The organism is Streptomyces sp. NPDC003943 (genome assembly GCF_053605265.1).
Map to the genome: position 1 here is coordinate 20043 of NZ_JBSGIW010000048.1, position 13185 is coordinate 33227.

A 13185-nucleotide genomic window follows, 5' to 3' on the forward strand; every position below is an offset into this window, starting at 1 on the left:
CCGGTGTTCCGGCAGGGGCACGCCTGTCCTTCGGTGCCTCAGGCCGAGCGGCGGACGGGCTCCGGGAGACTGCCGGAGGGGCTGCCGGTCAGCCTGGCGCGCAGTTCGGTGAGCAGGTCGAGGAGGCGGCCGGTCGGGTCCTGGCCGGCGAGGACGCGCAGCAGGTCGAGCTCCTGGCGGTACCAGGCCAGGGTGCTCTCACGGATCGCGCGGTGTTCCGCGAGTTTGAGCTGCGCGCTCAGGACGCCGGTGTAGTGGGCCACCAGGCGCTGGACGTCCTTGGCGGAGTCGACCGGGTAGGGGCCGAGGACGGATTCCGGCCAGTCCTGGCAGAACAGCCGGACCAGTTGCGGCACCCGGTACCGGTCGCCGTCCAGCGCCTCGACGAGCCCCGCGTGGATGAGCGACTCCGCGACCGTGTCGGCCTCGGCCTTCGAGTCGAGCAGCCCGGCCAGGGCGTCGCCGCTGACGACGGGCACGTCCAGCTCGCTGAGCACGCACAGCGCCCCGAGGGCGGCCGGGGTGCCGATGCGGCGGACCAGGCGGACTCCGGCGCAGATGCTGGCACGCATGCTGAACCGGTCGAAGGTCAGCAGGTCGAGGCGGTCCTTGGGCTCGGCCAGCCGGGTCGCCAGGACGTCCACGGACCAGTCGGGCCGCCGGGCGAGCCGGGCGGCGGCGATGCGCAGGGCGAGCGGAAGGTAGTCGCACATGCGGGCGACGGCCGCCAGGGCGGCGCGGCTTCCGGCGCGGTTCGGGCCGGCGTAACGGTGCAGCAGTTCACCGGTGTCGGCGATGCTGAGCCGGCCGAGCCAGATCTGGTTCATGCCGCAGGCGACGGCCAGCGCCGGCCGGCCGACGACGAGGACCGCGCACTCGCTGCTGCCGGAGAGCAGGGGCCGTACCTGGTCGGCGTCCACGACGTCGTCGACCACCACGAGGATCCGGCGGGTCGCCGCGAGGGCGTGCCAGCGGGCCGCCGCGCCGTCGAGGTCGGCGGGTATCTCCCGGTCCGGCAGGCCGAGGGCGCGCAGCAGCCGGTGGAGCGTGTCGAGCGGGGTGGTCGGGGAGCGGGGCGAGCTGCCGCCGAGGTCGAGGTAGACCTGGCCGTCGGGGAAGCGGTCGGCGACGAGGTGCCCGGCGCGCAGGGCGAGCGCGGTCTTGCCGACGCCGCCCGAGCCGTGCACCGCGCAGAGCGTCTCGCCCGCGCGCAGGCGCTGCACCAGGGTGGCGAGCTCCTCGTCCCGGCCGACCAGGAAGGTGGGTTCGGGGGGCAGCCGGGGCGGCTCCGCGCCCTCGGCCCGCACCGCCGGGCCGGGGGCCGGCTCGGCCTGGAGGAGCAGTGTGGGGTCTTCCTGGAGGATGCGCTGGTGCAGGTCGCGCAGCGGCTTGCTGGGTTCGATGCCGAGTTCCTTGACGAGCAGATGGCGCAGGTCGTGGTAGGTGCCCAGGGAGTCCGCCTGCTGGCCGGTGCGGTAGAGGGCGAGCATCAGGTGTTCGTGGAGGCGCTCGCGGAGCGGGTACTGCGACACGATCTGCTTGAGGTCGGGCAGTACGGCCTCGTGCTGTCCGAGGCCGACCTGGGCGCCGAGCCGTGCCTCGATGACGGAGAGCCGGGACTCCTCCAGGCGGGCCGTCTCGGCCATGACCGACGGGGTCAGCGGTACGTCGAGGAGCGGGCTGCCGCGCCACAGGTCGAGCGCGGCGGTGTAGCTCTCGACGGCGCCGGCGAGGTCGTGGGCCTCCATCCGGCGGCGTCCGGTGCGGACGTGGCACTCGTACTCGTGGATGTCGACGGCGCCCTGCCCGACGACCAGTTGGTAGCCCGGTGCCCGGGTGACCAGGTGTTCGCCGAGCGGGTCGCCGAGCAGCCGCCGCAGCCGCCACACGTATCCGGCGAGGAGCCGGTTGGCGCTGCCGGGCGGGTTGTTGCCCCACAGCTCGGAGATGAGCTGTTCGGAGGGGACCACCCGGTTGCCGTTGAGTACGAGCAGGGTCAGGAGGGTGCGCTGCTTGGCCGCACCGATGCCCGTCCACTCCCCGTTGGTGTGCACCTCGAAGGGTCCGAGGACCCGGAACCGGTGTCCGGTCGCTCCGGTGCCGTTGCTGGTGGTGTTGCTGCTGCTGGTGCTGGTGCTGTCGCTGGTGTCGGTGCTTGCGTGGGGGGTTGGTGCGCTCATCGACTTCTGCCTTCAGTGGCGTTCTTCGGAGGCGTGGCGTCGTGCGTCAACGGCCGAGCATCGCCCCGCCGTTGATGTGCAGGATCTGACCGTGGACGTACGCGGCCTCGGGCGAGCACAGGTAGCGGATGGCGGCGGAGACCTCCTGCGGGGTGCCGCCCTGCTTGGTGAGGGTGGCGTTCACCCGGGAGGCGACGAACGCGGGCGTCGCGCGCTCCCCGAAGAACTCGGTGTCGGCGACGTAGCCGGGTGCCACGGCGTTCACGGTGATGCCCTCCGCGCCGACGCGCTGGGCGAGTTCGTAGACGTACGCGTGCAGGGCCGCCTTGGATCCGCCGTAGGATCCCGGGCCGCGCACGGCGGCGATCGAGGACAGGTGGACGACGCGGCCGCCGGGGCGGCGCATCGCGGGCAGGAGGGCCTCGGTGAGCAGGACGGCGGTCAGCGTGTTGGCCTTGAAGTTGCGCAGGTAGCCGTCGGCGATCTGCTCCAGGGTGTCGCCGGCGTCCGGGGCGACGTTCCCGCCGGCGTTGGTGACGATCACGTCGACCGGGCCGGCGCCGGAGATCCGCGCGGCCGCTTCGGCGGCGTCGGCCGGGAGGGACAGGTCCGCCCGGATCCAGCTGACCCGGTCGGTGTCGTGGCGCTTGTTCACCGCGTCGGCGGCGTCGCGCAGGACGTCCTCGCGCCGTCCGATGATGATCACCTCGTCGCCGGCGGCGGCGAAGTCCTCGGCCGTCACCAGGCCGATGCCGGTGCCGCCGCCGGAGACCACCACGCGGCGGGGGGTGTGGCGGGCGTCGTTCAGTGCGTTCACATCTGCTCCTCGAAGGGGCCCGGTCCGTCGCCTTGGACCGGGCCCTTGTCATCTTTCCGGGTCATGCCTCTTTCGGGTCATGCCGCTTTCGGTCATGCCGCTTTCGGTCATGCCGCGTTCTGGGCATGGGCTTTCCGCATCACTCCGCGGCGCGGCCGGCCGCGAGGGGTTCCGCCCGTTCGCGTACCGGAGGGGTGTCCTCGATGTGCCAGGCGGCCAGTTCGCGCTCCCGGCCGAGCTCCAGCTCGGTGGGTACGGTGCGGCGCATCGCCGCCCGCAGCATGGGCGCGGCCATGATCGAGGTCACGACGGCGACCAGCACGAGCAGGGTGTAGACGGCGGGGCTGAGGATGCCGCTGCGCAGCCCCACGTTGGCGACGATGATCTGCACCACGCCGCGCGCGTTGAGTCCGGCACCGATGGCGAAGGCGTCCCAGCGCGGGACCCCGCTCAGCCGGGCGCCGAGGTAGGCGCCGCCCAGCTTGCCGACGATGGCGATCGCCAGGATGGCGAGCCCGGCGAGCAGCACGGTGGGCCGGGCCAGTGCCGTGAGGTCGATCCGCAGGCCGGCGGTGGCGAAGTACACCGGGGCGAACACGGACATGACGATGGTCCGCAGCGGGGCGAGGCTGGCGGCGGGCAGCAGCGAGATGGTGGCGAGGCCGACGACGAAGGCGCCGAACACCGCCTCCAGGTGCAGCGACACGGCCGCCCCGGCGCCCAGGAGCAGCAGGATCACCAGGACGGCGCAGTTCCGGCCGGTCGTGCCCCCGGCGCCGGAGTCGCGTTCCGGAAGCCGCTTGAGCAGGGGCGCGATCAGGAACCTGACGGCCAGCGCCACGCCGCCGGTGAACAGCACGAGCGACAGGGCGGAGTGGCCGAGGGCGGCCGCCATGCTGCCGCCGGTGCCCATGGCGACGATCGCCGACAGCGCGAACCAGGCGGCGGCGTCGTCCACCATGCCCGCGGCCAGGGTGAGCTGGCTGGTGTTGCGGTGCAGCAGCCTCATGTCGGCGAGCGTCTTCGCGATGACCGGCAGGGCGCTCACGGCCAGCGCCACGCCGATCATCAGGGCGAAGACGGTACGCCCGCCGTGCGCCGCCAGGCTGTCGGGCATCAGGCTTTCCGGGGCGAGGTATCCGGCCCCGACACCGAGGCCGAAGGGCAGCACCAGGCCGGCGAAGGCGGTGATCCCGACCGACCGGGTGTGCCGTTTGATCATCGCCATGTCCAGGTGCCCGCCGGTCATGCCGACGAGCAGGATCACCCCGAGCTGGCCGACGCCGTCGAGCAGGGCGGCCTGGTCCGGGCCGCCGGGGATGAAGTGCTCGGCGAGGCCCGGGGCGACGTTGCCGAGGACGGAGGGGCCGACCAGGACGCCGACGAGGAGTTCACCGACGACGACGGGCATCCCGAAGCGTCCGGCCAGGCGTCCGAAGAGCAGCGCCAGGGTGAGGAGCGCGGCCACCTGGAGCAGGAAGACCATGAGCTGGGGTGCCGGCAACCCTGGCATGGTCACGGCGGCGAGGTTCATGAGTGTGCGGTGCCCTTCTGCGGCGGAACCGTCCTGGTGCCCCTGCCCTGCAGGTAGTCGGCGGCCTTGCGGGTGATGCCGCGGGTCAACGCGGCCGAGGCGCCGAGGTGTTCGGCCGGGTCGAGTACGTGGTCGAGGTCGAGGTCGCCGAGCTCGGAGACCACCTTCGGGTGCCGTTCGAGGACCTCCCGGAAGGGGACGCCCTCCTCGCGGGCGGTCTGGCTGATCTCGTACACCACGTGGTGCGCGGCCTGCTTGCCCAGGCGCTGCGCCAGGGTGAGCATGAGGGCCTCGGTGGTCACCTGGTGGGCGACGGCGGTGACGTTCTCCCGCATGCGGTCCTCGTGGACGATGAGGCCGCTGACGATCTGCCGGAAGATCTCGCAGGCGGCGAGGGTGTGGTGGGCCACGTCCGGTACGCAGGCCCACTCCAGGCGCAGCGACCGGGAGTCGCGCTCGTGGTCGCCGATCATCGCGGTGAGGGCCGTGGACACCTGGGCGGCGGCGAGGCGGGCCATGACGACGACCTGCTCGCACCGCTCCGGGTTGCGCTTGTGCGGCATGGTGCTGCTGCCGACCTTGCCGAAGCTCCAGGCCTCGGAGACCTCGCCGAACTCCTGGCGGGACAGGGTGCGGATCTCGTCGGCGGCCCGGCCCATGGTCCCGGCGACCATGGCGAGGACGGAGGCGTACTCGACGATCCGGTCACGGGCGACGTGCCAGCCGATCAGCGGGGCGTGCAGACCGAGGCGCTCGGCGAACCTGGCGAGGAGCTCCTGGCTCTGCTCGCCCAGGCCGGCCATCGTCCCGGCGCCGCCGAAGAGCTGGGCGACGAGGACGCGCTCACGGGCCTCGCGCAGCCGCTCGGTGTGCCGGAGCAGTTCGTCCAGCCAGCTGGCCGCCTTGAGCCCGAAGGTGATGGGCAGCGCCGGCTGGGCGTGGGTGCGGCCCAGGGCCAGCGTCTCGGCGTGCTGGTCGGCGAGCCGCGCGACGTGCGTGATCGTCTCGTCGAGCAGCCGCTCCAGCTCGTCGAAGACGTCCCGCAGTTCCAGGGACTGCGCGGTGTCCTGGATGTCCTGGGTGGTGGTGCCGAAGTGGATGTACTGGCCGGCCTCGCCGTCGCACGCCCGCTCCAGGACGCGCAGCAGGCCGACGAGCGAGTGGCCGGACTCCAGGGTGGCCTTCTTGACCTCCTCTGGGTCGACCCGCTCCACGGTGGCGGCCTCCGCGATGCGTTCGGCCGCCCAGGCGGGGATGATCCCGAGGTCGGCCTGGGCGAGGGAGAGCTGGGCCTCCACGGTGAGCCAGCGCTGGATGCGACAGGTGTCGCAGAATATGGCGCGGCTCTCCTGGGTGGCGTAGCGGTCACCGAGCAGGAAGGAGTCGGTGATGTGCCCCCGGTCGTGGGAGCAGGGGGTCGTCGCCGCCGGGGCTTCGGCGGACTGGGCGGACTCGGTGGATTCGGCTTCGAGGGTGGCTTCGAGCAGGGTCGACACTGCCGTGGACTGGGCTGACAGGGACATTTCCGTCTCCAGATTGCGACCGTCTTTGAGGGGGGTTGGGGGCGTCCGGCCGGGAGGCGGACGCCGTTGCGGGATGTCAGACCACGGAAAGCGCCCTGGCCAGCAGCGGGCTGTTGCCGTAGGCGCGGGCGCCGCCCACCGCTCCGGCCGCCGTCTCCTGCGTCGCCTGACGTTCGGCGACTTCGCGTACGAGCGTGTTCTCGAGCCTGCTGGTGCTGATCAGCTGTCCGGTGAGTTCGTGCATCATCGCCGCGACCAGATCGAGGGTGTGCCGGGGTGTGCCGATGCGTTCGGGCCCGAAGAGCGCCTCCATGGACGCCGAACCGCCGATGCCGCCGATGAAGTCGGGTACGACGAGCACCCCGCGCTCGTGCAGGGCCCGCTCCACCGGCTCGCTCAGGCCGTTGTTCGCGCCCACCACGACGACGGAGGCGGGAAGCTCCGCCGCCTGCTCCGGGGTCATCGCGTTCTCCGCCGCCGCGAGGACGAGCACGTCGCACGGCTGCGTGAACACGGCGTCCGCGGGCAAGATCGTCACTTCCGGAGCAACGTCCGAGACGCGCAGCCCGTTACGGGTGCCCAGCATGGCCTTGATGTCGAGGGCGGACCCGTCGGGGCGGGCGGCGCAGCCGAACTGGTCGGCGACCGCGCCGAACACGGCTCCTTCCTCGGCGAGCGTGTAGGCGGCGGCCCGGCCGAGGTTGCCGAATCCCTGCAGGGAGCAGGAGACCGGGCCGGTGAGGCCCGCGGCGCGGGCGGCCGCGAGGGCGGCGTGGGCTACGGCGTGCCCGGCCCGGCGTTCGCCGAGGGTGAGGGAGCCGACCGGGGCGTCCAGGAGCCGGAACCGGGCGAAGAACTCGTCGTCGCTCAGGCCCTGGGCCCGCTTGATCGCGTACTTGATGGACGGGATGCCCAGCCGGCGTGCGGCCGCGTCGAGTTCGTCGAAGCGGGTGCCCATGTCGCAGCCCATGCTGAACCTGGTCAGCAGCTGCTCGCGCAGGAAGGCGAGGAAGCGCTCCATCGCCGCCTTGCTGCCGGGGGCGGCCGGGTCGTAGTCGAGACCGCACTTGGCCCCGTCGACCGAGATGCCGAGCACCCGCTGCTTCAGGGTCATGCGCGCGGCGAGCGAGGACAGGGTCTGCGCGGTGAGACCCGGCTGCATACGGCAGCCGCCCGCGGCCATGCGCGCCGACGTCGTGTCGTACACCAGCCAGCCGGTGAAACCCTCGACGGGGTCGACGTACTCCAGGATCTCACTCACTGACGTCATCCTCTCGGTTCGGCGTCGGGGCGTCGGCGGCCGGGGCGGCGGTGACCGGGGCGTCGGCGGCCGCGGCGGCGAGGAAGGCGGCGACGTCCGCGCGGGTGACGACGCCCTCGACGAGGCCGTCGCGCAGGACGAGGACGGTGTCGTCACCGCCCACCAGGGCCAGGGCCTGTGCCACCGGCTGTCCGGCCCCGGCGAGGGGCAGCGGCGGCCCGGCGAGCGCGCCCACCGGCTGCTCGAGTACGCGGACGTCGGCGGCCAGGGCCTCGGTGATCGCCCGCGCGGTGATCGTGCCGGTGACCTCGGCGAGCCGGACGGGTGCCGTGGCCCGGGTCACCGGCAGCGCGGGCAGGTGATGGCGGCTCAGCAGGGCGAGGGCGGTCGCCAGGGTGTCGTCGGGGGTGACGGCGGGCAGCGCCGGACGCGCGGTGACGCCCGCGAGGACGTCGCCCAGCACCGGGCCGGCGCCGGAGCCGTCCGCGGTGCCTTCACCGGTGTCGAAGCCGCGGGTGGCCATCCAGGTCTCGTTGAAGATCTTGGAGATGTAGCCGCGGCCCGAGTCGGGGACGAGCACCACGACGACGTCCTGCGGCCCGAGCCCGGCCGCGACCTCCAGGGCCGCGGCGACGGCCATGCCGCCGGAGCCGCCGACCAGCATGCCCTCCTCGCGGGCGAGGCGGCGGGTCATCTCCAGGGCGGCGGCGTCGGAGACCGGGATCAGCCGGTCCGCTACCGCCGGGTCGTAGGAGGCGGGCAGCGTCGGCTGTCCCACGCCCTCCAGGAGATACGGCCGCAGGGCCGGGGAGGTGTAGACGGAGCCGTCCGGGTCGGCACCGACCACCGTGACGGCGCCGGAGGAGACCTCCTTGAGATAGCGCCCGGTGCCGGACAGGGTGCCGCCGGTGCCGACGCCCGCGACGAAGTGGGTCACCCGGCCGTCGGTCTGCTTCCAGACCTCGGGGCCGGTGGTCCCGTAGTGCGTCCGCGGGTTGGCCGCGTTGGAGTACTGGTCGAGCAGCAGCCCGCCGGGGATCTCCGCGGCCAGGGCGCGCGCCCTGTTGCGGTAGAAGTCGGGGTGGTCGAAGGGTGCCGTGGCCGGACACACCACGACCCGGGCGCCGTACGCGCGCAGCAGGTCGATCTTCTCCGGGGACACCTTGTCGGGGCAGGTGAAGACCACGGAGTAGCCGCGCTGGGCGGCCACCATGGCCAGGCCGACGCCGGTGTTGCCCGAGGTGGGCTCCACGATCGTCGCCCCTGGCCGCAGGGTGCCGTCGGCCTCGGCCGCCTCGATCATGCCGAGCGCGATGCGGTCCTTGCTGGAGCCGCCGGGGTTGAGGTACTCCAGCTTGGCGAGCACGGTCGCCGGCACGTCCCTCGCCACCCGGCGCAGCCGCACCAGCGGGGTGCCGCCGATCAGGTCGAGGAGCGAGTCATACGCTTCCACGGGCACCTCCACCGGGGCCGGCCGGCGCGACGTCGATGCGCCGGTAGGGCGAGGTGTGGGCGAGGCTCGTGCGTACGTGCAGCAGCGAAGGGCCGTCGTGCCGCAGGGCCGTCACCAGGGCGTCCTTGACCTCGGCCGGGTCGGTGACGCTCAGTCCGAGTGCGCCGTACGCCTCGGCGAGCCGCGCGAAGTCGGGGTTGTGCAGGTCCGTCGCGATGGCCCGGCCGGGGAACTCCCGCTCCTGGTGGAGGCGGATGGTGGCGTAGCTGCGGTTGTCCGAGACGATCACCACGAGCGGCAGGCGCGCCTCGACCGCGGTGATCAGTTCGCTGCCGTTCATCAGGAAGCCGCCGTCTCCGACGACGACCACGACCGGGTTCCCGGGGGTGCGCAGCGCGGCGGCGACGCCCGCGGGGACGCCGAATCCCATGGGGCTTGAGGTGACGCCGAGCAGCCGGCCCGTGCCGGTGAAGCGCAGATAGCGGTAGACCCAGCTGGTGAAGGTGCCGGAGTCGACCACGACCGTCGCCTCGCCCTGGGTGCACTCGTCGAGGGCGGCGACCACGTCGCCGAAGACGATCCCGTCGGGCGCGTCCTGGCCCTGCCAGACGGCCTTGTCGGTCTCGATGCGGTGCAGGCGCTCGATCCAGTCGCCGCGGGCGGCGTGCCGGCCGGCCTGCGTGCCGGCGTCGGCGAGAGCGCGCAGGAACGCGGCGGGCGTGCAGGCCAGGCCGAGTTCCGTCCGCCGGCCGGCCCCGATCCTGGCCGGGTCGCCGTGCACGTGGACGAGCGGCTGGGCCGGCACGGGACCGCCGGGGAAGGCCCCGCCGCGGGTGGTGGTGTCGTCCAGACGGGTGCCGACGGCCAGCACCAGATCGGCCTCCTGGAAGGCGGCCAGCTGCGGCTTCTGGGTGGCGTTGTGCAGGTGACCGGCGTAGTGCGGGTGCCGGTTGTCGAAGAGGTGCTGCTGCTTGTTCGCGGTCACGACGGGGATGTGGTGCCGCTCGGAGACCTGGCGTAACAGCAGTCGCCCGTCGGGGGTGTCGAGTTGCTCTCCGGCGAGGATCAGCGGCCTTTCGGCCGCGTCGAGCAGGGCGAGCACGGCGGTGAGGTCCTGGGCGGCGGGCGCGGTCTCGGAGACCGGCACGCGCCGCGAGGGCAGACCGCTCGGATCGGGTTGCCCGATGACGTCTTCCGGCACCTCGATGATCACCGGTCCGGGGGTGCCGGACTCGGCGATCCGGAAGGCGCGGGCGACGAGCGCCGCGGCCGAGGCCGGGTCGTTGAGGACCAGGGTGGCCTTGCTGAAGGTGCCGAAGAAGCCGGCGCAGTCGATCTCCTGGAACGCCTCGCCGCTGCGCCGGCTCCGCTTGACCTGGCCGACGATCAGGATCAGCGGGGCGGCCTCCTGCCAGGCCGCGTGCACCGCGATGCTGGCGTTCGTCGCTCCGGGGCCGCGGCTGACGAGGCAGATGCCCGCCCGCCCCGTGAGCTTGGCGTCGGCCAGGGCCATGAAGCCGGCCGAGGCCTCGTGCCGGGAGGTGACCACCTCGACGGCGTCCTCGCGGTCCCGGGTGGCGTACAGGGAGTCGAGGATCGGCAGGTAGCTCTCGCCCGCGACGCAGAAGACCCGGTCGACGCCGTGGCCCTGCATGCTCGCCACCATCGTCGCGGCCGCGGTGGTTGTCGGTGTGCTGGGGATCGGTGTGCTGGGGATCGGTGTGCTCGGTGCCGGTGTGCCGGGTGCCGGTGCACTGGAGACCGGTGCGGTGTTCCGCTCCGTCATGGACTGTCCCTCTGGTTCGGGTGCAACGATCAACGGAGCGCGTCGGCCGGCACGTAGGCCGCGTTGGCAAGGGAGTCCGGGTACACGATCGCGGACTCGTCGAAGGTCTGGCCGACCTTCTGGTACTGCATGATCTGCAGCCGCGGCATGTTGTGGTGCCAGTGCTCGGCGCCGCGCTCGAACCGCAGCGGTCCGCGCCAGGTGTCGAACTCGTGGGACTCCAACGCCTCGATGACGGCGTCGTGTTCGGTCGTTCCGGCCAGTTCGATGGCGCGGGCCAGAATGGTGACGTCGGTGAACGCGCTGAGGGTGGTGTCCGGCGCGTAGCCGCCGTACATCGCCTCGTAGCGCTCGGTGAACCAGCGCCCGATGTCGGTGAGCCCGTCCCAGGTGGGCCGGTACTGGATGCCCGCCCACATGATGCCGACGCCGGCGTCGCCCGCCTCGCGCCAGAAGTCGTGGGAGCGGGTCGGGAAGCCGAAGGTGACCATCATGGGGACCTGGGGCCGCAGGCCCAGCTCGGCGGCCTGCTTGATCATCAGGTAGTTGGTGCGGATCACACCGTCGTTGATGATGAGGTCCGGCTCCCAGTCCTTGACCGCCTTGAGCTGCTCGCTCAGGTCGTAGGTGGTCTCCTGCGGGAAGTCGAAGCGCAGGAACTCCATGCCGTGGACGGACGTGCCGTATTCCTCGATGGTGTCGGCGGTGGTCAGGCCGAAGACCGTGTCGGCGGCGATCATCGCGATGCGCCGGAATCCCAGGCTGGCGACGTAGTCCATCATCAGCGGGACGCGGTCGGCGATGGAGAAATACTGCCGGAATATGGAGCGGTAGCCGGAGGACGTGACGTCGATCTGGCCGTTCTCGACGAATGTCGGAATACCGATCTTGTCGGCGAGCGCGGAGACGTACTTCGACGTGCGCAGATGCCACTGGCCGAAGACGCCGGCCACCTCGTCGATCTGCGCGAGTTTGGCGAGTTCACCGACGGCGGACCGCGCCATTCCCTCTTCGGCCGCGGTGGCCTGGTCGTTGCGCAGGACGAAATCCAGCTGGCGGCCGCCGAGAATACCGCCCTGCTCGCGAATGTACTCGGCACCTATCCGGGCGCCTCGGGATACGATCACGCCGGCCACGGAGTCACCGGGGCCGGTGAGCGGCGTGAGAATTCCGAGCTTCACCGGGTTCTCTCCGGCGAGCTTGCTCACCTCCGCTATTTCAGCGCGCGCCATCTGCTCGTGGGTCATCGACTCGGACATGCGGTCAGATACCTCCGTCATTGAGCGATCATGCGTGTGGGGGCTGATGATCGACGCGTGGGCGGTCGGACGCTCGCGCGCGTCAGATGCACAGATCTGCGGTCAGAGGTCGAAGGCTCGACGGTATGCGGCGAAGCGCTCGTCGAGTTCGCGGGCATCCAGGCCGAACTCCCCGGCCGAATAGCTGTGCTTTCCGTGCTTGTCCTTGGGGTTTCCGGCGAGGAAGCCGCGGACCCGGTCCGCCGCGGCCGGCGACCACGGGATGCCGGCGAAGCGGCACACCCGCGCCACCGTCTCGACCGGTTCGGAGACGAGGTCGGAATAGCGGAGGTCGAGGACCGGGAGTCCGGACGGCAGGACCTCGGCGGGGCGGGTGCCGGCGAGGGCACGGCCGACGTGCTCGGCCCAGTAGCCACCGATCTCGCGCTTGTCGACCTCGCCGGCCCTGGCCCCTCTGACGACGCTCGTCAGGCTGCACAGCGAGGGCAGACATGCCTTGGGGTCGCGGTGCAGCCGTACGATGCGGGCCTGCGGATAGACCTCGGCCAGCGTGTCCAGGTGCCACATGTGCGACGGGCACTTGAGGACGACGTGCTCGGCCGGCTCGGCGTGCAGCAGGCAGCGGAGCAGGGTGCGGTGGTACGCGTAGCTCGGCCGCATGTCCTGCTCGCGCAGCCAGGCGACATAGCCGGGAATGCGGTAGCGCAGGGCGTAGATGTCGGCGCGGAAGGTGCCTCCGGTCAGCCGGTGGCACTCCTCGGGGCGGTGCGCGTCCAGCGGGTGGATGGCCTGGAAGAGCGGCGCCTTCTCGTAGTACTCGGTGACGTACTCCTCGGCCGCCTTGATCGCCGCGGCGCGCTCGGGGTCGCCCGCCGCGGCTGCGGCCGGCGCCAGCATTTCCCAGAGGCGGGGCGCACGGACCGCCGGGAGTTCGGCCATCAGATTCTGCAGCAATGTGGTGCCGCTACGGAAGATACCGGTAATGAAAACAGGTCCCGGTATCTGCTGTTCGGCGACCTCCGGATTACTCCGGATTAACTCGTTCACACGGGAACGGGTTACCAGTTGATCAGCGAGGGCTTTACCCACTGCGGCGGCTCCCGAAACGGTGAGCCTAGCTTCGCTCTGCAAGGCCGAGGTCAGCTGCCGGAGAGCGGGAAGAAGATGTTCCGTGTCGTGAGATCGTTCTTGGTTCACGCCGCCGATCTCGATGCCCGCTGCATCGAAGATCTTTTCCGGATTCAGGCAGGCCAACTGTTCATGTTCGGCAAACGGCGACGGCAACGAATCTCCCCCTGTCGCTCGCGATCGTTCTGCGTAACTGAACTGGTCTTCGATCGTTGAGAGACCGTACCAACATGATCACACCTTG

General features: G+C 71.8%; 9 protein-coding genes. All 9 read right to left on the bottom strand.

The genetic code is table 11. The features are described 5' to 3' along the window. Nucleotides 1-38: 38 nt before the first annotated feature. Complete coding sequence (locus tag ACWEV0_RS20475) at nt 39-2180, bottom strand: BTAD domain-containing putative transcriptional regulator (protein WP_453150761.1); 2142 nt, start codon at nt 2178-2180, stop codon at nt 39-41. A 46-nt stretch (nt 2181-2226) separates the two neighbouring features. Continuing rightward, the gene (locus ACWEV0_RS20480) at nt 2227-2997 is read right to left on the bottom strand and encodes an SDR family NAD(P)-dependent oxidoreductase (protein WP_453150762.1); all 771 of its coding nucleotides are present in this window, start codon (nt 2995-2997) and stop codon (nt 2227-2229) included. Nucleotides 2998-3136: 139 nt separating this feature from the next. After that, nucleotides 3137-4510, bottom strand: coding sequence for a cation:proton antiporter (locus ACWEV0_RS20485; protein WP_453150791.1), 1374 nt, complete (start codon nt 4508-4510; stop codon nt 3137-3139). Nucleotides 4511-4527: 17 nt separating this feature from the next. Further along, nucleotides 4528-6054 (bottom strand): class-II fumarase/aspartase family protein, encoded by a 1527-nt coding sequence (locus tag ACWEV0_RS20490; protein WP_453150763.1) that lies wholly within the window; start codon nt 6052-6054, stop codon nt 4528-4530. A gap of 76 nt (nt 6055-6130) precedes the next feature. Next, entirely contained in the window at nt 6131-7315 is a 1185-nt protein-coding gene (locus tag ACWEV0_RS20495) for a Glu/Leu/Phe/Val dehydrogenase dimerization domain-containing protein (protein ID WP_453150764.1), read from the bottom strand. Next, entirely contained in the window at nt 7308-8768 is a 1461-nt protein-coding gene (locus ACWEV0_RS20500; protein ID WP_453150765.1) for a pyridoxal-phosphate dependent enzyme, read from the bottom strand. The genes ACWEV0_RS20495 and ACWEV0_RS20500 overlap by 8 nt, the downstream gene beginning before the upstream one ends. After that, nucleotides 8755-10554: a thiamine pyrophosphate-dependent enzyme gene (locus ACWEV0_RS20505; RefSeq protein WP_453150767.1), complete on the bottom strand. Its 1800-nt coding sequence runs from the start codon at nt 10552-10554 to the stop codon at nt 8755-8757. The genes ACWEV0_RS20500 and ACWEV0_RS20505 overlap by 14 nt, the downstream gene beginning before the upstream one ends. A 29-nt stretch (nt 10555-10583) precedes the next feature. Next, a complete protein-coding gene (locus tag ACWEV0_RS20510) occupies nt 10584-11834 on the bottom strand; it encodes an ABC transporter substrate-binding protein (protein WP_453150768.1) in 1251 nt (416 codons plus the stop codon). A gap of 81 nt (nt 11835-11915) precedes the next feature. Continuing rightward, a complete protein-coding gene (locus tag ACWEV0_RS20515; RefSeq protein ID WP_453150792.1) occupies nt 11916-13010 on the bottom strand; it encodes a sulfotransferase family protein in 1095 nt (364 codons plus the stop codon). Nucleotides 13011-13185: the final 175 nt, after the last annotated feature.